This is a genomic window from Microbacterium sp. NPDC056234 (assembly GCF_042267585.1).
GTDB lineage: Bacteria > Actinomycetota > Actinomycetes > Actinomycetales > Microbacteriaceae > Microbacterium.
The window spans coordinates 140,242-164,947 of the sequence record NZ_JBHJTE010000006.1; the positions used below are offsets into that span (position 1 = coordinate 140,242).

General features: G+C 67.6%; 24 protein-coding genes and 2 tRNA genes. 15 read left to right on the forward strand and 11 right to left on the reverse strand.

Translation table 11 applies throughout. The features are described from left to right. Positions 1-100: 100 nt before the first annotated feature. From ACFCYE_RS16350 to ACFCYE_RS16375, 6 genes are all read right to left on the reverse strand, one after another. A complete protein-coding gene (locus ACFCYE_RS16350; protein ID WP_376180441.1) occupies positions 101-424 on the reverse strand; it encodes an HNH endonuclease in 324 nt (107 codons plus the stop codon). Next, entirely contained in the window at positions 417-1,004 is a 588-nt protein-coding gene (locus ACFCYE_RS16355; protein ID WP_376180442.1) for an HK97 family phage prohead protease, read from the reverse strand. Before ACFCYE_RS16355 ends, ACFCYE_RS16350 begins: the two co-directional genes overlap by 8 nt. Positions 1,005-1,209: 205 nt before the next feature. Then, complete coding sequence (locus tag ACFCYE_RS16360) at positions 1,210-2,043, reverse strand: hypothetical protein (protein ID WP_376180443.1); 834 nt, start codon at positions 2,041-2,043, stop codon at positions 1,210-1,212. 13 nt (positions 2,044-2,056) lie between these two features. Continuing rightward, positions 2,057-2,596 carry a hypothetical protein gene (locus ACFCYE_RS16365; protein ID WP_376180444.1) on the reverse strand — a complete coding sequence of 180 codons (540 nt, stop codon included), beginning with the start codon at positions 2,594-2,596 and terminating at the stop codon, positions 2,057-2,059. A 2,174-nt stretch (positions 2,597-4,770) separates the two neighbouring features. Further along, the gene (locus tag ACFCYE_RS16370) at positions 4,771-4,977 is read right to left on the reverse strand and encodes a helix-turn-helix domain-containing protein (RefSeq protein ID WP_376180445.1); all 207 of its coding nucleotides are present in this window, start codon (positions 4,975-4,977) and stop codon (positions 4,771-4,773) included. Continuing rightward, on the reverse strand, positions 4,974-5,399 hold the full coding sequence (locus ACFCYE_RS16375; protein ID WP_376180447.1) for a helix-turn-helix transcriptional regulator: 426 nt from the start codon (positions 5,397-5,399) through the stop codon (positions 4,974-4,976). The genes ACFCYE_RS16370 and ACFCYE_RS16375 overlap by 4 nt, the downstream gene beginning before the upstream one ends. A 122-nt stretch (positions 5,400-5,521) precedes the next feature. On the opposite strand from ACFCYE_RS16375, the gene ACFCYE_RS16380 reads away from it, so the two are divergent. Further along, on the forward strand, positions 5,522-6,217 hold the full coding sequence (locus ACFCYE_RS16380) for a helix-turn-helix transcriptional regulator (protein WP_376180449.1): 696 nt from the start codon (positions 5,522-5,524) through the stop codon (positions 6,215-6,217). Here the strand turns inward: ACFCYE_RS16380 and ACFCYE_RS16385 are convergent. Then, entirely contained in the window at positions 6,214-7,659 is a 1,446-nt protein-coding gene (locus ACFCYE_RS16385; protein ID WP_376180450.1) for a tyrosine-type recombinase/integrase, read from the reverse strand. The genes ACFCYE_RS16380 and ACFCYE_RS16385 overlap by 4 nt on opposite strands. A 106-nt stretch (positions 7,660-7,765) precedes the next feature. After that, a tRNA-Gly gene (locus tag ACFCYE_RS16390) sits at positions 7,766-7,836 on the reverse strand. A 109-nt stretch (positions 7,837-7,945) separates the two neighbouring features. Between ACFCYE_RS16390 and ACFCYE_RS16395 the strand changes: the two genes are divergently transcribed. From ACFCYE_RS16395 to ACFCYE_RS16460, 14 genes are all read left to right on the forward strand, one after another. Then, positions 7,946-8,019: transfer RNA gene (locus ACFCYE_RS16395), tRNA-Pro, on the forward strand. Between the two features lie 59 nt (positions 8,020-8,078). After that, positions 8,079-9,563, forward strand: a complete 1,485-nt coding sequence (tig, locus tag ACFCYE_RS16400) for a trigger factor (protein WP_376180452.1) — start codon at positions 8,079-8,081, stop codon at positions 9,561-9,563. A gap of 67 nt (positions 9,564-9,630) precedes the next feature. Then, a complete protein-coding gene (locus ACFCYE_RS16405) occupies positions 9,631-10,125 on the forward strand; it encodes a tetratricopeptide repeat protein (protein ID WP_376180453.1) in 495 nt (164 codons plus the stop codon). A gap of 80 nt (positions 10,126-10,205) precedes the next feature. Further along, entirely contained in the window at positions 10,206-10,802 is a 597-nt protein-coding gene (locus tag ACFCYE_RS16410; protein WP_376180455.1) for an ATP-dependent Clp protease proteolytic subunit, read from the forward strand. 21 nt (positions 10,803-10,823) lie between these two features. Next, on the forward strand, positions 10,824-11,465 hold the full coding sequence (locus tag ACFCYE_RS16415) for an ATP-dependent Clp protease proteolytic subunit (protein ID WP_376180456.1): 642 nt from the start codon (positions 10,824-10,826) through the stop codon (positions 11,463-11,465). Positions 11,466-11,568: 103 nt separating this feature from the next. Further along, positions 11,569-12,564, forward strand: coding sequence for a sugar-binding transcriptional regulator (locus tag ACFCYE_RS16420; RefSeq protein ID WP_376180457.1), 996 nt, complete (start codon positions 11,569-11,571; stop codon positions 12,562-12,564). 2 nt (positions 12,565-12,566) lie between these two features. After that, complete coding sequence (gene deoC, locus ACFCYE_RS16425) at positions 12,567-13,562, forward strand: deoxyribose-phosphate aldolase (RefSeq protein ID WP_376180459.1); 996 nt, start codon at positions 12,567-12,569, stop codon at positions 13,560-13,562. A gap of 14 nt (positions 13,563-13,576) precedes the next feature. After that, complete coding sequence (locus tag ACFCYE_RS16430; protein WP_376180461.1) at positions 13,577-15,019, forward strand: aldehyde dehydrogenase family protein; 1,443 nt, start codon at positions 13,577-13,579, stop codon at positions 15,017-15,019. Next, the gene (locus ACFCYE_RS16435) at positions 15,016-15,867 is read left to right on the forward strand and encodes an aldehyde dehydrogenase family protein (RefSeq protein WP_376180462.1); all 852 of its coding nucleotides are present in this window, start codon (positions 15,016-15,018) and stop codon (positions 15,865-15,867) included. Before ACFCYE_RS16430 ends, ACFCYE_RS16435 begins: the two co-directional genes overlap by 4 nt. 97 nt (positions 15,868-15,964) lie before the next feature. Beyond that, positions 15,965-17,233 carry an ATP-dependent Clp protease ATP-binding subunit ClpX gene (clpX, locus tag ACFCYE_RS16440; RefSeq protein ID WP_376180464.1) on the forward strand — a complete coding sequence of 423 codons (1,269 nt, stop codon included), beginning with the start codon at positions 15,965-15,967 and terminating at the stop codon, positions 17,231-17,233. 40 nt (positions 17,234-17,273) lie between these two features. Continuing rightward, entirely contained in the window at positions 17,274-18,077 is an 804-nt protein-coding gene (locus ACFCYE_RS16445) for a hypothetical protein (protein WP_376180466.1), read from the forward strand. A gap of 54 nt (positions 18,078-18,131) precedes the next feature. Next, positions 18,132-19,265, forward strand: a complete 1,134-nt coding sequence (locus ACFCYE_RS16450; RefSeq protein ID WP_376180467.1) for an epoxide hydrolase family protein — start codon at positions 18,132-18,134, stop codon at positions 19,263-19,265. Positions 19,266-19,376: 111 nt separating this feature from the next. Continuing rightward, complete coding sequence (locus ACFCYE_RS16455) at positions 19,377-20,519, forward strand: serine hydrolase domain-containing protein (RefSeq protein ID WP_376180468.1); 1,143 nt, start codon at positions 19,377-19,379, stop codon at positions 20,517-20,519. A 73-nt stretch (positions 20,520-20,592) separates the two neighbouring features. After that, positions 20,593-21,366 carry a MerR family transcriptional regulator gene (locus ACFCYE_RS16460; protein WP_376180470.1) on the forward strand — a complete coding sequence of 258 codons (774 nt, stop codon included), beginning with the start codon at positions 20,593-20,595 and terminating at the stop codon, positions 21,364-21,366. A gap of 36 nt (positions 21,367-21,402) precedes the next feature. On the opposite strand, the gene ACFCYE_RS16465 is transcribed toward ACFCYE_RS16460, so the two are convergent. From ACFCYE_RS16465 to ACFCYE_RS16475, 3 genes are read right to left on the reverse strand one after another with little or no spacing between them, the layout of a single operon-like run. Beyond that, positions 21,403-21,897, reverse strand: a complete 495-nt coding sequence (locus ACFCYE_RS16465) for a GyrI-like domain-containing protein (protein WP_376180472.1) — start codon at positions 21,895-21,897, stop codon at positions 21,403-21,405. 38 nt (positions 21,898-21,935) lie between these two features. Then, positions 21,936-22,610 (reverse strand): class I SAM-dependent methyltransferase, encoded by a 675-nt coding sequence (locus ACFCYE_RS16470; RefSeq protein WP_376180473.1) that lies wholly within the window; start codon positions 22,608-22,610, stop codon positions 21,936-21,938. Continuing rightward, positions 22,607-24,655, reverse strand: coding sequence for a M3 family metallopeptidase (locus ACFCYE_RS16475; protein ID WP_376180475.1), 2,049 nt, complete (start codon positions 24,653-24,655; stop codon positions 22,607-22,609). Before ACFCYE_RS16475 ends, ACFCYE_RS16470 begins: the two co-directional genes overlap by 4 nt. Positions 24,656-24,706: the final 51 nt, after the last annotated feature.

Genomic DNA, 24,706 nt, shown 5'->3' on the forward strand with positions numbered 1-24,706 from the left:
TTCATGATGCACAAGCGCCCCCCGCTCGGCGTGATGACGCGGAGCGGGGGGCGCGGTGCTGGCAGGCGATGACAGCCTACGTGGCCCACGGGCGGTGGGCCTAGCGCCGCCAGCGGGGGGAGAGGGTCACCCCGGCGGGCTGGACTGGTTCTTCTGCCGTGAAGGGGTTCTGGCGCGCGCCGCGGGCGCTGTTGCACGGTCCGCAGGCGGGGCGCAGGTTCTCCGGCTGGTCATCGCCGCCGCGGGACCGGGCCAGGATGTGATCTGCGGTGGTGGCTGTTCCTCGGCATATCCAGCAGGTGCGCGATTCGCGGAGCACCATGGCGGTCACCATGTCTCGGTGCTTGCCTTTCCAGCAGGGCAGGTCTGGGCGGTGTCGCCGTTTGCAGCGTAGGCACCGGGGTTGCTCGGTTCCGTCAGTCATGGCGCAGGCGGGCGACGGCGGCGACCAGGCCGCCCTCTGGCATGCTCGGTGTCGGCGTGTAACGCGGCGGGGTGAGCAGTCGCCGGTAGGGTTCCGGGTCGAAGCGCGCGCCGCGGACGGCGAGGATTTCCGCTTCGGCGTAGGCGGGCGTCTCCACCAGGGACACGTGGTCTAGGCGGGCTTTGAGGACGTGCCGGACGCCGGATCGGATTTCGTGCTGTCGGGCGACGAACCCGACCGACAGGCCCCGGTAGACGCCTTCCACGGCGTTGGCGTGGGCGGAATCGCCCTCGGGTGTGCGGTTGAGCCGGAATCGCGCCCAGAGGCCCGTGGGGCGTTCTTCGAACGCTTCCGAGTAGCCGACCGGGACCCGTTCCCGGGAGTGGTTGTAGTCGGTCAGCTTCACTCGGGCGCGGCTGGCCAACAGGTCGGAGAACGCGCCCGGTTCGAACTGCTCCGGGACGGGTCCGGCGCTGTGGGTGATGCGCTGGTAGGGGACGCAGATTCCTTCGATGTAGTGGCGACCATCGGCTGACCGAGTGTGCAGGGCGTTGGGGTCGATATAGGTGGCGGTGTCCATCAGCTAGCTCCGGGATCGGTGGGCGGGGTGGTGCGGGGTGGTGCTCCGGTTTCGGTGGCAGGGTCCAGGGCTATGGCCGGTCCGTCATCGTGCCGATTGGCCAGATGCCATTCCAGGACGCGGGAGGACACGACGCCGCCGCAGATCGGGCAAGCGACCTGCGGGCGGTGTCGGGTGCGGGCGGTCGGCATCGCGTCACCACTTGTCAGCTAACCCAGCCGAACGGGACCACGGGGCCGATCTGGACGTTCTCGCCACGGTTGTTCACGTAGTCCTGAACACCGCGGGGACGCTCCAGACTGGTCGGCGGCGGTGGATATAGGCGTTCCATCTGCCAGGTGGACGCACCAGCGGCCCGACCGGTGCTCAACTGCCAGGACACCGGTTCGATGCGTCCGGCGGCGGTCGCGCGGTCTTCCAATCGCATGATGTCGGAGTGATCGATTTGGCCGCTCCGGTGCACCACTTCCCCGATGCCCGGATGAAAGGAATAGAGGCTCTCAGGGCCGACCACGGCGGCGACGCGACAGCCAGGGAAAGCGGGCCGGTCCACCAGGGCGACCCCGGTGGGGGCCACCGCGCTAACGCGATTGGCCATCCGGTCGGGATCCTCCGGGTCCAGCGCCTCCCATTCGACCCGGCGCGCCCGGTTGTCCTCTAGAGACAGCCCGGTGATGCCTTCCCGCAGCGCGTAGCGGAGGCGATGCAGCGCGGTGGCGTTCGCATCGACTCGCCAGACCACATCGAACCCGTACCGCGTGGCTATCGCGGCCTCACACGTCCCGACCTGGGCAGAGGCGCGGTCGCCTTCCTCCGGGTCGCCGGATTGCCCGGCGTGGCCGAAGAACAGATCGGGGCGCGCGTCGGCGGGTACGGCGTGCGAGAACACGTAGCTGCCTTTTCCCACCAGCCCGCGTTCCCCGAATACGACCGCCCGACCAATGACAGCAACCCCGCCATGCTGGGCGATGTGCTCAGCGGCGATGGCCAACGCGGGCGGCATCCCAGTGAACAGGTGTCGCCGGATTTTCGCGAACATCACATCCGCCCGGTCAGTCCGAACGCTCCGCGGCGACCAGCTGGGACACGTACTGCGCCGCACGCTCGGCGCGCGTCTGACCGCCGTCCACGGTCGGCAGGGCCGCCCAGTAGGCGTGGGACAGAACCGCCGCGCACTGGTCGGAGCAGACCGGTATCGAGATGTCGTAGCGCAGCTTGGCGCGCTTCAGCCAGACCGTCCCGCCCGCGGTGCCGCAGGCCGGGCACACCAGCTTGGGCGTCGGTGGCCGCGACGCTTCCGCGTACCGGCGCTGCGCGTCCTGGGAGCGGACTTCATGTGCCCAAATCTCGTAGGGCAGTGGGGCGTCCGCTTGCACGGTGCCTTCATCCGTCCGCTTGCCGTCGACCTTGGTCATCCGGCGCACCGGATGACGGGTGTAGTAGTCGACGTCGCCGACCCCGGATGCCGCCGCAGCCGCGTAGTGCGTCCGAAGCTCGGGGGTGACGTAGAAGGGGCTGTCGGGGTCTTCTATCCAGTCACGGGCGGCATACCCGGAGGGGGCGACCGGCGTGCCCGCGTCGGTCGTGGTCATCGGAGACCATTCCCGTGCCGCGCAGCGGATGCGGCGGCCCAGTGTCCCCGCAGGTCGGGGGCCACATAGAACGGACTGTCGGGATCCTCAACCCAGTCCACGTCGGTCGCCTTCGAGCCGGACCACCGCCCGGACAGGGTGGGCAGGGTCGGGGATTGGTTCTGGGGGTCGTGGGTGCCGTCTGGGCGGGTGATGTCGGACATTGGCGATCAATCCTCGGAAGTCGTGCGACCAAGACGGCCCGGTGAGCCTGGGATATCTGGGGTGCGCCTGTGCCCGGCCCCGCTGCGTGGAGCACCGCAGCGGGGCCGGGCGCAGGCTATCCCCACGCCGCCACTTGGTCTGGCGAGACCCGCGCCGAACGGGGCAGGTCATCCGGCGATTCGGCTAGGCACCCAAACGGCGCACCAGCACCCGCAGCCAGAGGCGGGCGTCCGAACGACTCTCAACCCGGTGCCGTCCTACGACTACTCAACGGGTCGATGCCCCCAGCATCCACCGTCGCCGCCGGGCCGTCAAGGTAAAAGCCTGAAATGCGGCGGCTGACGCTCAGGCAGACCGCAGGCGGTCGCGGGTGTTTGCGGTCTCGCGCTGGCAGATATGGCAGATCACGACTCGGTGCACCCGGGTGGCGTAGCGGTAGACGTACTCGGTGAAATCGTCGGGGCTGTTCCATTCGTGACCAGCACGATTGCACCGGCCAACCTCGGTCTGCTTGGCCGGGCGCTTCCGCGGAGGCAGTCCCAGGTCCCGGCGGACCTGCGACTGGTGCGCGCATTCACGGCACCGCACACTGGCCCCGCGACGGATCACGGAAGCTTCGCCCACGATCAGGTGCCCCGCCTGACAGCGGCCAAGCTCCAACATGGATGATCCCGGCTTTCGTCCCATGGCGGCGACGATACCCCCGGGTGGTCAGACACCGGGCCGGGAGGGGTCAGGCTTGCGGCATGGCGTCGCGGTGACCGTGGAGCACATGCACCCGCCAGGCCGCTACCGCCAGGCCGGTGCTCCGGCGGGCGGGGCTATACCAGCCGCATTTAGGACAGCGAATCACGTACCACATTGCTGCAATGGCCTTTGCCTTTCAAATGTGCGTTGATTCGGAATGGTGGCACGAATTCCGAAATGCATTTCTTTGTCGCGGTCGCATTCCCGAATTGTTTCTGAGGTCCCGGGTAAACTTCCAGCACTGAAGTCAACGGAGACGATTCCGTGCCAGAAAAACGCGCCCATTCGCACGAGTGTGCAATGAATGCATTTCCGCGTGAATGTCCATTGTTGTTCAACATTTACTTAGAGATCTGCGGTGGGGGACTACAGGGGGTTAGTTCTGTTCTGTTTTCTTCCGTTCTTAAGTGGGGGTGTTGCAGCCCCGTCACAGTGCCCGTCACAGTGCCCGTCAGATGCCCCGTCACAGTGCCCGTCAGACTCCGGCGGCCAGCCCGTCAGAACTGTGACGGGCTGGCCCGTCACAGTTCTGACAGCTGCGGCGCGTTCAACCGCCACCGCGTGGCGTTCCGCACGCGCCCCACATCGGTAATCAATCCGTCCTCACGTAATAGTCGCCACGCCGTCTGCACATCCCGCGGTGACAGCAGTGGGCAGTATTCAACGATTCGGTCTCGCCCGGGCCACGCCAGCCCTTCCGTGTTCACGAACAAGCACATTGTGATCAGGACGAAACGCACCTTATATTGGCCGGTGCTTTTCACTCCGCGTACTGGAATCGCCAATGCCCACGCCATATAGTCGCGGCCCGCATCCGAGTGCCGCGCCACCATTAGCTATCCCCACCGGCGACGCCCTGCGCTGGCGCGGCGATCACCCCGGACGGGCCGGGGCGGATCACCACGCCTGCGCGACTCACGATGCGGCCATCATCGCGGTTGCCGCACCCGTGGTCGCACCAGCCGGACACGGGGGAGAACCGGTGACGCCTGCCCGGGCGGCAGGCGTTGGGGTCGATCCATGCGCGGTCCATCAGTCCGCCCCGTGATTCTGTGCGTCACCTACCGCACGGCCCAGGGCGCGCAGTTCGCGGCGGGTCAGCAGGCAGGCAGGGGGGCAGGTGCGGCGCAGTTCGTTGCGGAACTGCCGGGACCCCGGATGCTGTCGAACTTCAGTCGGCAGGGCGGCGGCGGCCCGCCAGACTGCCGCCGCCGTTTCGGGGGTCATGTGCGCAGCCCTTCGATATAGGCGTCCACGTCCGCGGCGCGGAAGCGCAGGTGCCTGCCGACGCGGTATGCCTTCAACTCTCCGCGGGCCACGGCTTCGGACACGAATGTGCGGGAGCACTGCAACCGCGCCATGACGTATTCGGTCTTCTCCAGGACCTCGCCCGGTTCGATCTGGGGCAGGTCACCCGCCGCCGCGCTCACTGACGCACCCCTGTTGGGGTGGGGGTCGCGGTGGGCGCGTACAGCCGCGAACGGTAGTCCACGAATGCCGACACATCGTCGGCGCGGAACAGCAACTGGCCCCCGACGACGGCACCCCGCGGCGCGTCACCTGCCGCCCGCATATGGCGGATCGTGCGCGTGGATCGTCCGATGGCCGCCGCGGTCTCTGCGAGGGTGAGCAGCGGGACGCCTGCCACCCACTCGGCAGCGTCGGACGGGCCGACCGGCTCGGCGGCGTAGATGCCCGCCAGCCAGGATTCAATATCGTCGTCCCGCCAGCCCAACCGACCAGCGAGCAGCGCGGCGGGCGGCAACCCGCCGCGCTTGCGGAGACCGTAGACAGCTGTGTCCGTTCGGCGGATGCGCTCGGCAAGCTCCGAGACGCTGAGCAACTTGACCATGCGGTGAGGACCCTTCTCATTCGGCAAGCCCGACCGGCGAGCGGTGCGAGCGATGACGGAATGATCCTCACGCGAGAAATAGCCCTATTGAAAGAGGCGGAATCGTCCCCTAGGGTGGGGCTATGTCAACCGACGAATTCAAGGGCGCGACGGACAAGGCGATAGGCGCACGCCTGCGGCAGGAACTGAACCTGGCAGGCATGACCCAGGCGGAACTGGTCCGGGGTCTTCAGGCAGCCGGGGCCAGCTGGCACCCCAAGACGATCCGGGAGATTATCGCCGGGCGGCGCACGCTGACGTTCGCGGAAGCGATGGAAATTGCCGATGTCCTCAGCATTGACGTGCAGCAGCTCTACCGCGGCCCGCTGGACCCGGAGTTACAGGGCATCATCGGTCATGTGCGGGACGGCATCCGCCTGCGGCAGCGGATTCTGGATGCCGTCTCGGAGATGGAAGCACTGCGCCTCAAAGTCGCGGCGGACCTGGACGCACTTTCGCCTGACCACCGGGCCAGCGAAACCGCGTCTCGCGCCCGCCGGTCGTTCATCGAGAACAACAGTCTGAATGATGCGGTGTTCGCGTTCGGTCTGGCGCTCGGCGGCAAGGACACGGAGACAAGCGGCGCGGGCGGGATGAACGTTCGGCGCGTCAAAGCGGACCGGTCGGCGTTCCGCGGCATCGACCCGCTGGAGTGGCGGGAGGACGCTCCACCGGCCACCTACCGCCTTCGCGACGGCCTGACGATCACCTCAGACGGCGTCGATGCCGCCCCCAACCAGGCGGTTCAGGGGGCGGCATCGACGGGGGAGCGGGACTAGCTGGCCAGCGGGTCGTACAACTCGGACAGGCGAGCGGCCAGGGCCTGATCCCGACCGGCGTAGGTGTGCTGGTAGATGCGGGCGGCGGCATCCGTGCTGTGGCCCAGTCTCTGCTGGACGTCGGGGACGGACCCGCCCGCGGCGTAGGCGAGCGTCGCCCCGGTGTGGCGCAGGTCGTGCCAGGTCAGATCCTCCCGACCGATGGCCCTGCGGGCGTGGTGCATCAGGCGGCTGGTGCAGGACGGGCTTACCGCCCCGCCGCGCGTGGTCGTGAAGATCAGGGCATCCGGGCCGGGGGCGGTGTGGTGCTCCAGGTGGTCGCGCACGGCGTCCACCACGAATCCCGGCAGGTGCACGGTCCGGTAGGACCCTTCGGACTTCGGGGTGCCGAAATCGACGGGCTGGCCGCTCACCCGCAGCAGGGCGCGTTCCACGGTCACGGTCCCCGCGTCCAGGTTCACATGGCGGCGGGCCAGCCCGAACAGTTCCGCATGACGCAGGCCCGACCAGGCCGCCAGCAGAACGGCGGTTTGCAGGTGCTCGGGGAAGTGTGCCGCCAGCGCCCGGACCTCGGCCACGGTGGCCACGCCACGGCGGCGGCGCTTCGGCTTGCCGGTGCCCTCCACGGACAGCGCCGGGTTCCGCGGCAGGATGTCCTGCCGCACGGCGGTGTTCAGGATGGCGCGGAGCAGACCGAACGCGCGAGAGGTTGCCGTCCGGCCCGCCTGCATCACCGCTGGGGCGGGGGCCGGTGCCGGTGCCGCTTTCGGGGACCCTGCCGCCTCCCAGGCGCGCACCACGTCGGGACTGATCCGGCCCGTGGCGGCCACGTCGATGCCCTGCGCTTTCGCCCACGTGCGCACCGGGTGCGGGGCGCGGGCACGGTGCGGGGTGTACTTGGCCACCGACGATTGCCGGGCGGCTACGAGGACGGCGGCGTGCCAGCGCGTCAGTAGTTGCACGGACAGGTCCGCCAGGCGGACGGTGCCCAGTTCGATGCTCCCGCCGTCCGGGGTGGGGATGGCGGGCAGAATCCAGCGCCGCAGGCTCAGTTCGTATAGCTCCAGCGTCTTGGGGGAAAGGTCCGGGCGTGACGCTACCCAGCCGCGGGCGAACGTCTCCAGGGTGATGTTCTCGGCCTTGCGGGTGTCGTGCCAGCGGCCCCGGCGGCGGTCGCTGGCCTGATCGTCCAGCCAGGCGCGGGCATCGTCCGCGGTCGCGAACGTGCCGGGCGCGGTGACCCGGTGGCCTTCGGATGTGAAGAATGCCTGATACCTGCCGGACGGCAGCGGGCGGACGGTCCCGAATCCGTTGGATTTCAGGGCACCGCTGGCACGCAAACTGGTTGCGTCCGTTTTCCGCGTGCGCGGGGCCGCGGGGGAGTCGCGGGGCGTGCGCCGATTGGAGCGAGCGGGGCGGGCGGGTGTGGTGGTGCTGGGCATCTCAGATACCTTCCGTGCCGTGCGGTTGCACGATGTTGCACGCGAGGGTCTGAACTCACTCACAGAGCCGCTTGGAAAACCCGGGCTGACCAGGTGTTTCTAGGCGAGGGGCTGACGAGAATCGAACTCGCGTCATCTGTTTGGAAGACAGAGGCTTTACCATTAAGCTACAGCCCCGGATCCGGCCCGGCTGGCGGGTCGGGAACCGACTGGATAAGCATAGCGGACAGTTCGGGCCGCTCTTGTCCGTTAGACTTCCCAGGGCTGAATCTGCGTGCGGATTCCCCGGGGCGTAGCTCAGCTTGGTAGAGCGCCCGCTTTGGGAGCGGGAGGTCGCAGGTTCAAATCCTGTCGCCCCGACTGTCCCACACGCGTCACGCCGCGCTTCTGCGCGGGAACCACAAGGAGAACACACCAGCATGGCGAACAGCACCGTCGAGAAGCTGACCCCGACCCGGGTCAAGCTCAGCATCACGGTCACCCCCGAGGACCTCAAGCCCAGCATCAAGCACGCCTACGAGCACATCGCTCAGGACGTTCAGATCCCCGGCTTCCGCAAGGGCAAGGTCCCCGCGCCGATCATCGACCAGCGCATCGGGCGTGGCGCGGTCATCGAGCACGCCGTGAACGAGGGCCTGGACGGCTTCTTCCGCGCAGCCGCCACGGAGCACAAGCTGCGCATCGTCGGCCGTCCCGCCGCTGAGATCATCGAATGGCCGAACGAGAAGGACTTCACGGGCGACCTGCTCGTCGACATCGAGGTCGACGTCCGTCCCGAGATCGAGATCCCTTCGTTCGACGGCATCACGCTGACGGTCGACGCCATCGAGACCGATGAGGCAGCCGTCGACGAAGAGCTCGACCGCCTGCGCGCCCGCTTCGGCACGCTGATCCCGGTCGACCGTCCCGCTGCGAAGGGCGACTTCGTCGAACTGGACCTGGTCGCCACGATCGACGGCGCCGAGATCGATCGTGCCGAGGGCGTCTCCTACGAGGTCGGCTCCGGCGAGCTGCTCGAGGGCATCGACGACGCGATCGAGTCCCTCACCGCCGGTGAGGACACCACGTTCCGCTCCAAGCTCGTCGGCGGCGACCATGCCGGAAGCGAGGCCGAGGTCTCCGTGACCGTCAAGGCCGTCAAGGAGCGCGAGCTGCCCGAGGCTGACGACGACTTCGCTCAGATCGCGAGCGAGTTCGACACGATCGCCGAGCTGCGCGAGAGCGTCGCCGAGCGCGTCAACCAGCAGGGCGTGTTCACGCAGGGATCCTCAGCGCGCGACCAGCTCGTCGATGCGCTGCTCGAGAAGATCGAGATCCCGGTGCCGCCGCAGCTCATCGAGGACGAGGTGCACAACCACCTCGAGTCCGAGAACCGTCTCGAGGACGACGAGCACCGCGCCGAGGTCACCGAGGCCAGCGAGAAGCAGTTCCGCACCCAGGTCCTGCTCGACACCATCGCCGAGCAGGCCGACGTTCAGGTCTCGCAGGATGAGCTGACGCAGTACCTCATCCAGTCCGCAGCGCAGTACGGAATGGCTCCGCAGGAGTTCGTCGAGGCACTGCAGTCGTCGAACCAGATCCCCGCTCTCGTCGGCGAGGTCGCCCGCAACAAGGCTCTCGCCATCGCGCTGGGCAAGGTCACGGTCGTGGACACCGACGGAAAGGCCGTCGACCTGAGCGACTTCATCGCCGTCGAAGACGAGGACGACGCCGAAGCCGAGGCCCCGGCCGAGGAGAAGCCGGCCAAGAAGGCACCGGCCAAGAAGCCCGCGGCGAAGAAGGCTCCTGCCAAGAAGGCGGACGAGCCCGAGGCTGAGAAGCCGGCCGCGAAGAAGCCCGCCGCGAAGAAGGCTCCTGCCAAGAAGCCGGCTGCGAAGAAGGACGAGGCCGAGAAGGCCGAGTGATCGCAACGCGATACTGACGAGAAGGCGGATGCTTCGGCATCCGCCTTCTTGCATGGAGGGGAGACAGATGAGCACCTGGGAAGAACGCATCGAGGCGGTCTGGGCGGCGGCGAGCGGCGAAGTCGTCGGCGCCGAGATCATCGCCCGCATCGACGCCATCGCCGCCGAACGGGGACCCGATGACGGCAGAGCCGTTTTCGAACGAGCAGGGGCGAGGGACTCGGCGGGGCGCGAGGCGGAGGCAGTGGACCTGTACCGGCGCGCGCTCGCACTCGGACTCGATGAGGAGCACCGGCCGCAGGCCGTGATCCAGCTCGCCAGTTCACTGCGCAACGTCGGCGAGCTCGACGAAGCACTGGCGTTGGTCGTCGCTGAGGCGCAGGAGCATCCCGACTCTCCGTACCGAGACGCGGTCGCGGTGGTGCACGCACTCGTGCTGGCCAGCTCCGGCCTCCCGGCGCGCGGGCTGTCGGTCGCGCTGCTGGCATTGGTCCCGCACCTGCCGAGATATCACCGATCGATGACCGCCTACGCGCATGAGATCGCCGACCACGACACCTGATATGCCGACGGCGAACACGACCTGAGCGTTGTGTCGACGCCGGTAGATTCGAATCATCGAACACGGAAACAGGAGCTGAAATGGCTGCAGAACCACTTGTCGCGACCAGCGTCTTCGACAGGCTGCTGAAGGACCGCATCATCTGGCTTGGTTCAGAGGTGCGCGACGCCAACGCCAACGAGATCTGCGCGAAGATCCTTCTTCTCGCCGCGGAGGACTCTGAGAAGGACATCTACCTCTACATCAACTCGCCCGGCGGCTCGATCACGGCAGGCATGGCCATCTACGACACCATGCAGTTCGTGCCGAACGACATCGTCACTGTCGGCATCGGCATGGCGGCCTCGATGGGCCAGCTCCTGCTGACAGCGGGCACCAAGGGCAAGCGGTACATCACGCCCAACGCCCGCGTGCTGCTGCACCAGCCGCACGGCGGCTTCGGCGGAACCGCGAGCGACATCCAGACCCAGGCGCAGCTCATCCTGTCGATGAAGAAGCGCCTCGCCGAGATCACGGCCGCGCAGACCGGCAAGTCCGTCGAGCAGATCAACGAGGACGGCGACCGCGACCGCTGGTTCACCGCCGACGAGGCGCTCGAATACGGCTTCGTCGACCACATCCGCGAATCGGCCAGCGACGTCATCGGCGGCGGCGGCACCGAGCCGGACAACAAGTAAGCGGAAAGCGAAAGGATTCCCATGCACACTCCCACTTTCCGCGCCGCAGGCAACCTGCCCTCCAGCCGCTACGTGCTGCCGCAGTTCGAGGAGCGCACCGCCTACGGCTTCAAGCGCCAGGATCCGTACAACAAGCTGTTCGAAGATCGCGTGATCTTCCTCGGCGTGCAGGTCGACGACGCTTCTGCCGATGATGTCATGGCGCAGCTGCTCGTGCTCGAGAGCCAGGACGCCGAGCGAGACATCACGATGTACATCAACTCGCCCGGTGGCTCGTTCACCGCGATGACGGCGATCTACGACACGATGCAGTACGTCGCGCCGCAGATCCAGACTGTCGTGCTCGGCCAGGCGGCCTCGGCCGCCTCGGTGCTTCTCGCGGCCGGTGCACCCGGCAAGCGCCTCGCACTTCCCAATGCCCGCGTGCTCATGCACCAGCCGGCGATGGGGGAGGCCGGTCAGGGCCAGGCATCCGACATCGAGATCCAGGCCGCGGAGATCCTCCGCATGCGCACCTGGCTCGAGGAGACCATGGCGCATCACACCGGTCAGCCGGTCGAGAAGGTGAACCGCGACATCGATCGCGACAACATCCTCTCCGCCGCGCAGGCGAAGGACTACGGCATCGTCGACCAGGTGCTGACCACGCGCAAGCGCGCCTGAGTCTCGCATCCGACCAAGAGGGCGATCCGGCATGATGCCGGATCGCCCTCTTCGTGTGTCCACGCACTGCGAATGCGCATCGGTGCACCCACCCGCTGCTCATATGAGCACGCGGATGCGCATGCGTCGCACGCTCGGTACGCTGGAGACGAAGGAGGATGCCGTGGACGACGATCTGCTCACCGTACGTGTGGCCGAGCTCTACTACGACGAGAGCAAGACGCAGGACGAGATCGGCGCCCTCCTGAAGATCTCCCGCTGGAAGGTGGGCCGACTGCTGACCCAGGCGCGCGAGCGCGGCATCGTGCGCATCGAGATCGTGCATCCTCGCGCCAGGCGGCTCGGCGTCGAGCGCCTGCTCACCGAACGCTTCGATCTGACGGATGCGGTCGTGGTCCCGGCCTCCGATGATGAAGCCACCACGCTCGAGCGCGTCGCCCAGGGCGCCGCCGATCATCTGGCGGCGTTGCGCCCGGTGCCGCGCGTCCTCGGCGTCAGCTGGGGGCGTACGCTGACCGCCGTCGCCGAATCACTCGTCGACGGATGGGCGCACGGCGTCACCGTCGTGCAGCTCAACGGAGGCGTGAGCCTGAACCGGCGATCCGGGGGAGCCGCTCAACTCGCCGCGACCATCGCGCAGCGAGCCGCCGGGCAGGTCGCGCTGCTGCCGAGTCCCGCGATCCTCGAGCGCATCGAGACCAAGCAGGCGATCGAGTCCGATCGGACCGTCGCCGGCGTGCTGGAGCAGGCGGCGAAGGCCAACGCGTTCCTTTTCAGCGCCGGGCCCTGCGACCGCACATCCGCGCACGTCGAGAACGGGTACCTCGACGTCGAGGATGTCGCCGAGCTCGCCCGTCGGGGAGCCGTCGGCGACGTTCTCGGTCGGTATGTGGATGCCGACGGCAACGTCGTCGACCCCGAGCTGGACGCCCGAACGGTCGGCGTGTCCCTCGACCGACTGCGCACCGCAGAGCACACCGTCTTCGTCACCGCGGGTGCCGCCAAGCACGACATCGCGCGTACAGTCGTGACCAGCGGCCTGTGCCGCGTCCTGGTGACCGACGAGCCCACAGCCCGAGCATTGTTGGAGGAACAGTGACCATGAAAGAACTCACCCGCAGAACTGCGGTCGATGTGCTGGGCGGTGACCCGGACGACGCGACACTGCGCCGCTTCCTGCACGGGTTGCCCGGCGTCGATGCCGTCGGGTTGGAGCAGCGGGCTGCCGGACTCGGCACCCGATCGATCAAGACCACGTCAAAGGCGTGGGCGCTCGACAAGATCATCTCTCTCATCGACCTCACCACGCTCGAGGGGGCCGACACCCCGGGCAAGGTGCGATCGCTGGTCGCCAAGGCGAAGACGCCGGATGCCGCGGATCCGTCGACGCCGCTGGTCGCCGCCGTCTGCGTGTACGGCGACATGGTGCCGCACGCCGTCGAGGCGCTCGGCGCGCTTCACGGTGACCCGGACGACGGCAGGATCTCGGTCGCGGCGGTCGCCACGGCGTTCCCCAGCGGACGCGCGTCGCTGGAGATCAAGCTCGCCGACACCGCCGAGGCGGTCGCTGCCGGCGCGGACGAGATCGACATGGTCATCGATCGCGGGGCGTTCCTGTCCGGGCGATACGGCCTGGTCTTCGATCAGATCGCCCGGGTGAAGGAAGCCTGCCGCCGTGAGGACGGCACGTACGCCTCGCTCAAGGTGATCCTGGAGACCGGCGAGCTCAACACCTACGACAACATCAAGCGCGCATCGTGGCTCGGCATCCTGGCCGGCGGCGACTTCATCAAGACCTCCACCGGCAAGGTGCAGCCGGCGGCGACCCTGCCGACGACGCTCCTGATGCTCGAGACCGTCCGCGACTGGCACCGCGCCACCGGCGAGCGGATCGGCGTCAAGCCGGCCGGCGGCATCCGCTCGTCGAAGGATGCCATCAAGTACGTGGTCACGGTCGCGGAGACGGCGGGGGAGGAATGGCTGCAGCCGCATCTGTTCCGCTTCGGCGCATCCAGCCTGCTCAACGACGTGCTGCTGCAGCGTCAGAAACTCGCCACCGGCCACTACTCCGGCCCCGACTACGTCACGATCGACTGAGAAGGAGCGAAAGCATGTCATTCCTGGAATACGCTCCGGCTCCGGAGTCGAAGTCCGTCCTGAACCTCAAGGACAGCTACGGGCTGTTCATCGACGGCGAGTTCGTCGATGGCTCCGGCCCGAGCTTCACGACCATCTCCCCGGCTGACGAATCGCGCATCGCCGAGATCGCCGGTGCCGGCGATGACGATGTCGATCGCGCCGTCGCTGCTGCGCGTCGCGCCTACGAGAAGACCTGGTCGAAGATGAGCGGGCGGGATCGGGGCAAGTACCTGTTCCGCATCGCGCGGCTCGTGCAGGAGCGTGCTCGCGAGCTCGCGGTGGCCGAGAGTCTCGACAACGGCAAGCCGATCAAGGAGAGCCGCGACGTCGACGTGCCGATGGTCGCCGCCTGGTTCTTCTACTACGCCGGTTGGGCGGACAAGCTCGACCATGCAGGGCTCGGTGCGGATCCGCGATCGCTCGGCGTGGCCGGTCAGGTCATCCCGTGGAACTTCCCCCTGCTGATGCTGGCGTGGAAGATCGCGCCGGCACTGGCTGCGGGCAACACCGTCGTGCTCAAGCCCGCGGAGACCACGCCGCTCACGGCGCTCATCTTCGCCGAGATCCTGCAGCAGGCTGATCTCCCGGCCGGTGTCGTGAACATCATCACCGGGGCGGGTTCGACCGGGGCGCAACTGGTGCGGCATCCGGATGTCGACAAGGTCGCCTTCACCGGCTCGACCGGAGTCGGCCGCGACATCGCCCGCGCCGTGGCGGGCAGCGGGAAGAAGCTGACGCTGGAGCTCGGCGGCAAGGCGGCGAACATCGTCTTCGACGACGCACCGATCGATCAGGCCGTCGAAGGCATCGTGAACGGCATCTTCTTCAATCAGGGGCACGTCTGCTGCGCCGGCAGTCGCCTGCTGGTGCAGGAGTCGATCCACGACGAGGTCATCGACCGGCTCAAGGACCGGCTGTCCACTCTGCGTCTCGGGGATCCCCTGGACAAGAACACCGACATCGGTGCGATCAACTCCGCGGCGCAGCTCGCTCGCATCCGCGAGCTCAGCGACATCGGCGAGGCCGAAGGCGCCGAGAGGTGGACCGCCGACTGCGCCATCCCGGAGAAGGGCTTCTGGTTCGCCCCGACGATCTTCACCGGCGTCGAGGCGTCCCACCGGATCGCCAGGGACGAGGTCTTCGGACCCGTTCTCTCGGTGCTGACGTTCCGCACTCCGGCCGAGGCGATCGCAAAGGCGAACAACACGCCGTACGGGCTCTCCGCCGGAATCTGGAGTGACAAGGGCTCTCGCATCCTGGCCGTCGCGGATCGCCTGCGCGCCGGTGTCGTGTGGGCGAACACGTTCAACCGATTCGATCCGTCCAGCCCGTTCGGCGGATACAAGGAGTCCGGATACGGCCGCGAGGGCGGCCGTCATGGGCTCACGTCCTACCTGAAGGGAGCTTCCGCATGAGCAAGCGTCTGTCCGTCCCCAAGACCTACAAGCTCGCGATCGGCGGAGCGTTCCCGCGCAGCGAGTCCGGTCGCACCTACGAAGTCGTCTCCGCCAAGGGCGCTTTCCTCGCGAATGCGGCCAAGGCGTCGCGCAAGGATGCTCGGGATGCCGTCGTCGCCGCGCGAGCGGCGGTGAAGGGCTGGTCGAGCGCGACCGCGTACAACCGCGGTCAGGTGCTGTACCGCGTCGCCGAGGTGCTGGAAGGGCGTCGGGCGCAGTTCATCGACGAGATCGTCGCGCAGCAGGGCATCTCGGCAGGTGCTGCTGCGACCCAGGTCGACGACGCGATCGATCTGTGGGTCTGGTACGCGGGCTGGTGCGACAAGTACGCCCAGGTCGCCGGCAATGCCAACCCGGTCGCCGGTCCGTACTTCAACATCTCGGTCCCTGAGCCCACCGGCGTGGTCGCGATCGTCGCTCCACAGGATTCGGCGCTGCTCGGCTTCGTCTCCGTCGTCGCCCCTGCGCTGGTCGCGGGGAACACCGTCGTCGTGCTCGCCAGCGAGCGCTTCCCGCTGTCGGCGATCAGCTTCGCCGAGGTGCTGGCCACCAGCGATCTCCCCGGCGGCGTGGTGAACGTCCTCACCGGATCCTCGGCGGAGGTCGCTCCATGGCTCGCATCGCACGCCGACGTCAACGCCCTCGACCTCGCCGGTGCGGGGGAGCTGGAGTGGGTCGATCTCGAGATCGCGGCGGCCGACACGCTCAAGCGCGTGCTGCCCCCGGGGGCCGTGGAAGCGTCACCCGCACGGATCGCGGCATTCACCGAGACGAAGACGGTCTGGCACACCAAGAGCATGGTGTGACGTGCATCGCGGATGCCGAGTCGTGCCAATGCGGCTCGGTGTCCGATGCACGGGTTAGGCTCGTCAGGAAGATCTCAGGATCCTGAGGAGGATGCGCATGGCTCGTATCGGTGAGAGCGCCGACCTGTTCAAATGCTCGTTCTGCGGAAAGAGCCAGAAACAAGTCCAGCAGCTCATCGCTGGCCCCGGCGTGTACATCTGCGACGAGTGCGTCGAGTTGTGCAACGAGATCATCGAAGAGCGCATGGCCGAGTCCGAGGCGTCAGGTGTCGCCGAGTTCGATCTGCCGAAGCCGCGCGAGATCTTCTCCTTCCTCGAGGAGTACGTCGTCGGACAGGAACCGGCGAAGAAGGCGCTGTCGGTCGCGGTCTACAACCACTACAAGCGCGTACGCGCCCGCAGCACCCTGCAGTCGGCCGAGCAGCGCGCCGAGGACATCGAGATCGCCAAGAGCAACATCTTGATGATCGGTCCCACCGGTTGCGGCAAGACCTACCTCGCCCAGACTCTCGCGAAGCGGCTCAACGTGCCGTTCGCGGTCGCGGATGCCACTGCTCTGACCGAGGCGGGCTACGTCGGCGAGGACGTCGAGAACATCCTGCTCAAGCTCATCCAGGCCGCCGACTACGACGTGAAACGCGCCGAGCAGGGCATCATCTACATCGACGAGATCGACAAGATCGCGCGCAAGGCCGAGAACCCGTCCATCACGCGTGATGTGTCGGGCGAGGGCGTTCAGCAGGCGCTGCTGAAGATCCTCGAGGGCACGGTCGCTTCGGTGCCGCCACAGGGCGGACGCAAGCACCCGCACCAGGAGTTCCTGCAGATCGACACGACGAACGTGCTGTTCATCGTCGCCGGCGCGTTCGCCGGACTCGAGGACATCGTGTCGTCGCGTGTCGGCAAGCACGGCGTCGGCTTCGGCGCACCGTTGCACGATAAGACCAAGGACCTCGATCTGTTCAGCGAGGTGCTGCCGGAAGACCTGCACAAGTTCGGACTGATCCCCGAGTTCATCGGCCGTCTGCCGGTCGTCGCCTCGGTGTCCCCGCTGGATCAGAGCGCGCTCATCGACATCCTGACCGGCCCGCGAAACGCCCTGGTGAAGCAGTATCAGCGCATGTTCGAGCTCGACGGAGTGCAGCTCGAGTTCGAAGAGGACGCGCTGCGTTCGATCGCGGACCTCGCGGTGGAGCGCAAGACGGGTGCACGCGGCCTCCGTGCGATCCTCGAAGACGTGCTGGGCCCGATCATGTTCGAGATCCCCTCCACAGAGGACGTCGCGAAGGTCATCGTGACACGCGCCGCGGTCGACGAGGGTGCGCCGCCGACGGTGATCATGGAGCGCAAGCGCAAGAGCGCCTGATCCGCGTGAGATGATCGTGCCCCTCGCGACACTCGAGGGTATGACGACGACGCAGAAGCGATGGACGAGAAGCGGACTGGCCGTGGTTTCGGCCCTGCTGCTGGCGGGCTGTTCGGGAGCACCAGCGCCGAGCTCCACGGCAGAGCCGGGCAGCGCCGCGGGGGCTGACAGCGCTTCGCAGGCAGAAGCCGAAGCCTACGAGTGCAACGGTCGGTTCATCGACCCTGAGACATACCACGCAGGCGTCCGAGCCGACCGATTGCCGGAAGCGGATGCTGCGGGCATCGCCGCCGCCGTCGAGGATGTCGGCGGCGCGGCCATGGACGGCGATCTGTCCGCGTGGATCATCGCCGTGCAGGCGACCGACAGTGTCACGATGCTTCACCCGCTCGAGGCCGAAGGGGACTACGAGGTCGTCATCGTCGACAGGATGGACGAGCTGCCCGCCACCGGAGAGCCCGGCTGGATTCTGACCAGCAGTGCATCGTGCACGCTCGCGCTCGACCCCTCGCCGCTCACGTCGGCAGAGGTCGCGCTCGACCCGGCGGCTGCGCCTGACGCCGACAGCACCCGGCTGGCGCTGCTCGTCACGGAGCGGGATTGCAACAGCGGTCGCGATGCCGAGGGGCGGATCGAGGTGGTGTCTCTCGAGGAGACCGAGGACGCCGTGCTCATCCGTGTCGCCGTCCGACCGCACGAGGGCGAGGGTGCGTTCACCTGCCAGAGCAATCCGCCGACGCCGTTCACCGTGGAGCTCTCCGAACCGCTCGGGGACCGCGAGCTGCTCGACGGATCGCTCGTCATCCCGCAGCCGATTCCGGTGCAGCCAGAACTCGGCCTCTGAGCGCGCGACGAACGCCGCAGAAGGGATGTCCGAGGCCAGGTCTACCGTGACGGCATGCACCCTTTCGAGATCGCCGTGCCCGATGATGTCCTCGATGATCTGAGCGACCGCCTCGCACGGTCCCGCCTGCTGAACGACTCTCCACGTCGGCCGGCTACGGGGATGACAGCGGCCTACCTCGCCGAGCTCGTCGAGGCGTGGCGAGTCTTCGATTGGCGCACTCGCGAGAAGCAGCTCAACAGGGAGCCCCAGTTCCTCGCGGACGTGGACGGTACGCGACTGCATTTCGTGCATCGACGCGCGCAGGGCGCTGACGCGCCGGCAGTCCTGCTCATGCACGGATGGCCGCACACGTTCGCGTTGCAGCTCGATCTCGCGCGACTCCTGCCGGATTTCCACGTCGTGGCGCCGAGCTTTCCGGGCTTCGCCTTCTCGGAGCCGTACGACGGCACGATGACCGAGAAGGTCATGGCGGACATGATGCATGCGCTGATGACCGACGTCCTGGGTTACGAACGGTACCTCGTATACGGCGAGGACATCTCGGCCAATGTCAGCGACCTCATCGCGTCCGAACATCCGGACCAGATCGCCGGAATTCTCGTGACGCACGCGCATTTCGGCACTGACGAGGAGCGCGAGGCGCTCGACGACCCCGAGGCACGCGCCTTCTTCGACCGACTCGCGGCGACCGGCGGTCCCGATGGTGCGTACGCGCATCTGCAGGCCACAAGGCCGGACACCTTGGCGGCTGCGTTGAACGACTCTCCGGTCGGGCTGCTGGCATGGATCACGGAGAAGCTCGCCGAGTGGAGCGACACGCCCGCGGGCGAGCCCGCCGGCGTCGAACGGCGCATCGCCCGCGAGCGCATCCTGACGGAGGCGACGATCTACTGGGCGACGCAGACGATCGCCTCCTCGTTCCGGCCTTATTTCGATCGGGGTGTCGACGCGGTCATCGCGCCGGTGGAAGTGCCGGCGGTCGTGGCGATCCAGCGACACGAGCATGATTACCCGGAAGTGCTCGCGCGCGCGTTCTACCGGGACCTGCGGTCGTTCGAGCGGCTCAGTGAGGGAGGTCACTTCGCCGCAGCGGAGGTGCCGCAGGCGCTTTCGGAACGACTGCGCCTCCTCGCGGACGAGGCCGGTCTGATGGCGGCCGAGGTCGCAGAACGACCGGTGCGATGACCTGCTGTTGAATCCGCGAATCGGGTGTTGACCTTGACCCGGGGTCAGGGTTCACACTCGGCGCAGCGACACCGGATCGGGTCGCAGCACATGGATACGAAGGAGCAGATCATGACTCTCGCCGCCGCGCAGAACCAGCAGAACACCACCCCGGATCGCCCCGAACTGCAGGAGATCCTCGATGCCATCGTCGAGTCGGGAGTCACGGGGATCACTCTCCGCGTCCGCGATGAGCGGGGCGAATGGATCGGAGCGGCCGGACGCGGTGAGCTCGGTTCCGATGCGCTTCCACCGATCGACGGCCACGTCCGCATCGGGAGCAACACCAAGACGTTCACGGCCGTCCTGGCGCTGCGCCTCGTGGCCGAGGGGAAGATCGCACTGGACGCGCCCGCAGCCGATTACCTCCCTGAGTTCGGGATCGACCGGCGCATCACCGTGCGGATGCTGCTGCAGCACACCAGCGGCGTGTTCAACTTCACCGGCGAGTACTACCCGGACGGGACGATCGTCCCTGGCATCCCGTCGACGATCGCGGGCAAGCAGTGGGTGGACAACCGCTTCGCCTCTTACGCCCCGGAAGATCTCGTGCGCCTGGCCCTGTCGAAGCCGGCACGCTTCGAACCGGGCACGGACTGGAGCTACTCCAACACCAACTTCGCGATCGTCCGGCTCATCATCGAAGCGGTCACCGCACGCTCGATCGCCGAAGAGATGCAGCGCGTGATCATCGAGCCCTTGGGCCTGTCCGGCACGGTCCAGCCGACGTACGAGACGGAGATCGCCGAACCGCACGCGCACGCGTATTACCGGTTCGACGATGACGGCGAGGCGCGGACGGTCGATGTCACCGAGCAGAATCCGTCGTGGATCTCCAGCGGTGGCGACATGATCTCCACGTCGCAGGATCTGCAGACGTTCATCACGGCGATCGCCACGGGGACGATGCTTCCGGATGACCTCCGCGACGAGATGTGCGCGACCCGTGAGACTCCCGTTCCCGGGATGGGGTACGGCCTCGGGCTGTTCGTCCAGGACCTGGGCGAGTCCGGCACGGTGCTCACCCACAACGGCGGGGCGGCGGGGCATGCCGCGCTCATGTACGCCACCCCGGACGCGCGCACGACGATGACCGCGACGCTGAACTACATCGACGACGCGGCGATGACGCTGGCGATTCCGTTCCAGGTGGGATCGCAGCGTCTCGTCGATGCCGTGTTCCGCACTGCTGCTGCCAGCTCGCCGAACGTGTGAGATCGCGAGTGATCGCAGCTGTCGGGCGGCGTGGATCACGTCGCCCGACGGCCGCAGGCAGGAAGCTGGACCGATGAGCAGTGGAGTGACGATCGGCCAGGCAGCAGCATTCGTCCGCGTCACGGTGAAGACGGTCCGGCACTACCACAAGCTCGGCCTGGTGGCGGAGCCCGAGCGCGACGGCTCAGGCTACCGGCGCTACACCCCGGACGATCTGCTCCGCCTCGTTCAGGTGCGCGCGCTCGCGGGCGCGGGCGTACCCCTGGCCGAGATCGCTCCGCTGCTCGACGCCGAAGACGAGGATTTCGCCGAGACCATCGGAGCCGTCGAGCAGCGGCTCGCCGCACAGATCGACGAACTCCTCGCCCGGCGCGAGACCCTGCGTCGTCTCGTGGATGGCAATCGTGCTCTGCTTCCCGAACGCGCAGCGGCCCTTCTGGAGCGGATGCCGGAGCACGGTTTCAGCGTCGAGGACGTCGAGTTGTCGCGCCAGGGACTCATCCTCGCGAAGGCCATGGTGCCTGAGCGCTTCGACGACCATCTGGCGGCGATCGAGGATGCGCTGCTCGATCCCGATTTCGTCGCGCTCAGTCGATTGGGCGCGGAGTCGGCGACATGGGCGCGCGACGACCCCCGGATCCCCGAGTTCGCGCAGGCCATGGCCGATCACTATCTCGCACACCCTCAGCACCTGCGGATCGTCACCGGCATGCAGGCGCGAACCGACACGACCGCGCGCTACCGGGTGGTGCGAGACTTCGGATCCGAAGAGGGGACGGCGTCCGAGCGGCTGCTCGCGCTCGTCGAGGCGCATCTGCGCGAGGCAGGAGTGCGCATCCCGCGCTAGAGCGCTTCGAGCGAGGAGCCGAATCGGCTCGGCCGCTCAGTCGATCGGAAGGATGAGATCGGTGCGCAGTCGCTCGGCCGGCTCCGTCGGATCGGACACGTACACCTCGATCGAGATGCCGCGCAGGGTCTTTCCGGCGGCATCCGCATGCTCGACGAGCGCGGACCAGGCGTTGCCCAGCGTGTCGTACGAGCCGAAGACCGTCGTGGCGAGCGCGGAGCCCGCCGGAAGCGCCGCGGCGACGACGGTCTCACCCGCCGATTCGATCGGCTGCGTCGGTGCTTCTGCTACCGGGAAGCCCAGTTCGAGGTCGAACGCCTCCATGGGGTTTCCTCGGTAGATCGCGAGCGCCGGCCCGACCGGCGAGAGCCGACCCTCGCCGAAAAGACGACCGATCGCGGCGAAGCCCGTGTCGAAGGCATCGCGCAGATCTTCGATGCGGATGCCGTCGTGCCGAACGACGGCGAGGGGCTGAGCATCGAGCTCCAGCAGGTCGGCCGGACCGAAGGCGCTTTCGGGGAAGGCGGTCATTCGAACTCCTTTGCGTCAGGTGGGGCGCTGGGGCCAGCTTAGGTGCCGTCGGGTGCCTGCGCGACGGCCGCGGCGCTGTTCGCTCGTGATCCTTCGTCGGTGCCGATCGGACGCCACTGCGCGATGATCAGCCGGTCGTATCCATCCGACCAGATCGTGCTGCGTTCGATGCGGAATCCCGCGTCTTCAGCGGTGCGTTCGAGGCGTCCGATGGAGGAGAACGGCGCGTGGTCGCTCGGGTATGCGGAACGTCCGGGCATCGAGCGGTCGGGCTCGCGTTCCTGGAACGTCGCGGTGAGCGCTCGACCCTCGGGCCTGAGTATCCGTCGCCACTCCGCAAGTGCCGAGCGCGTGTCCGGGATCGCATGCAGCGCCGTCACGCACGTGATGAGATCCGTCGAACGGTCCGGAACAGGCAGGGCAGCCGCGTCTGCCTCGAGCCACACCGCATCGGGGTGGGCATCGCGAGCGACGTCGAGCATCTCGGTGGAGATGTCGGCTCCGGTCATCCGCAGGTCGACGGCGCGATCATGCAGGGCTCGCAGCACCAGCCCCGTGCCCGTGGCGACGTCGAGCACATCGACGACGCCGTCGAGATCGGCGTAGGCCGCGACGGCAGCGGCCAGGCTGCGGTGCATTCGACTCTCGTCGTAGGTCGCAGCCCTCGCGTCGAATGCCCGCCTCACCGCGTCGAGGCGCTCGTGACTGCTCATCCCTCCAGCCCGCGGCGTGTCAGCAGCGGCTCGATCTCGGCATCCCTGCCACGGAAGTCGCGGTAGGCGTCCAGCGGATCCTTGGAACCGCCGACGCCCAGCAGACGCTCACGGAATCGGGCGCCGGCTGCGCGCGTCAGGCCGCCGTTCTCGCGGAACCACTCGACGGTGTCGGCATCCAGCACCTCGCTCCAGATGTAGGAGTAGTACCCGGCGCTGTAGCCCCCCGCGAACACATGGGCGAAGTAGGTCGACGAGTATCGCGTCGGCACGGCCGGGTTGTCGAGCCCGATCTCGGCGAGAGCGGCGGCTTCGAAATCCGCCACGTCGGCGACGGCATCCTGAACACCGAGCCGATGCCAGGCCTGATCGAGCCAGGCCGCGGCGAGGTACTCGCTCGTCGCGTGGCCCTGATCGAAGGTCTCGGTCGCCTTCAGCCGCTGGACGATTCCGGTGTCGAGCGGCTCGTTCGAGTCCACGTGGCGGGCGTAGTTGTCCAAGACCTCGGTCCACATGATCCACATCTCGTTCACCTGGCTGGGGAACTCGACGAAATCGCGGAACACGTTCGTCCCGGCGAAATGCGGGTAGGTGACCGTGGCGAACAGGCCGTGCAGGGCGTGACCGAACTCATGGAAGAGCGTCGTCACCTCATCGAGGGTGAGGAGCGTGGGCTGTCCGTCCGCCGGCTGGGCGACGTTGAGGTTGTTGACGACCACGGGGGACGTGCCCCGCAGGCGGGACTGGCTGACGATGGGGTTCATCCAGGCCCCTCCGCGCTTGGAGTCGCGCGTGTACAGGTCCAGGATGTACAGCCCGAGCGCGCTGCCGTCCTCGTTCGACACTTCGAAGACGCGTGCGCCGGGGTGGTAGGCGACCAGGTCGGTGCGCTCGACGAACGTGATGCCGTACAACTGCGTCGCGGCGAAGAACACGCCGTCCTGAAGAACCCGCTCGGCCTCGAACCACGGACGCAGGGCCGCCGTGTCGATGTCGAACTCGGCGGAGCGCACCTTCTCGGTGTAGAACGCCCAGTCGTGCGCTTCGAGGGCGAATGGCGCTGCCTCGGTGGCGTCGATGATCCGCTGCAACGCGGCCTGCTCCCGGTGCGCGTTCACAGCGGCGGGGGCGGCCAGCCGATGCAACAGGTCGGAGACCGCTCCGGGACTGCCGGCGGTCTCGTCCGAGGTCACGTACGCCGCGTGCGAGGCGTGGCCGAGCAGTGCTGCGCGCTCTGCGCGCAGGCGGACGATCTCGGTCAGCACGGCACGGTTGTCGTTCGCGTTCCCACGGGACCCTCGGGATCGCGACGCGGTCATGATGCGGCGACGCGTGTCCCGCTTCGTCAGAGAGGCCAGGTACGGGTGCCCGGTGAACAGGGGGAGCGTGATCAGGTACCCCTCCAGACCGCGATCCGATGCGGCGCGGGATGCCGCGGACAGCTCGCCCGGGGCCAGACCGTCGAGCTCCGCCGAGTCGTCGAAGTGCACGGCGAGATCGTTGGTGTCGGCCAGGAGGTTCTTCTCGAAGGCCGTCGTCAGTGTGGACAGCTGCTGGTTCAGTGCGGTGAGGTGCGTTTTCGCATCGTCGTCGAGCGCGGCGCCGGCGTGCGTCATCTCGCGGTGGTGCCGCTCGACGAGATACCGGTCCTCTCCCTCGAGACCGAGCTCGTCCCGCCGTTCGTGCAGGTCGCGGATCCGCTCGTAGAGCGCGGCATCCAGGCTGACGGCATCCTGATGCGCAGCCATGAGGGGTGCGAGCTCCTCATCGATGGCCTGGATGTCGGCCGTCGCGTCCGCCGAACTGACCGTGTAGAACGCGTGCGCGACGTTCTCGAGCAGGCGACCGGCCTGCTCGAGCGGCACCATCGTGTTCTCGAAGGTCGGTGCGGCGCTGGATGCCGTGATCTCGCGGATCTCGGCCAGATGCTCGGCGAATGCGGCCGTGAATGCCGGCAGGTAGTGCTCCGGACGGATCGCCGAGTAGTCGGGCAGACCGTAGGGGAGAGCGGACGGCGAGAGCAGCGGATTGGCGTCGGCGGTCATGTCACGAGCCTATGGGGTGCGAAGCCGTGGTTGACAGCGCGGGCTACGGAC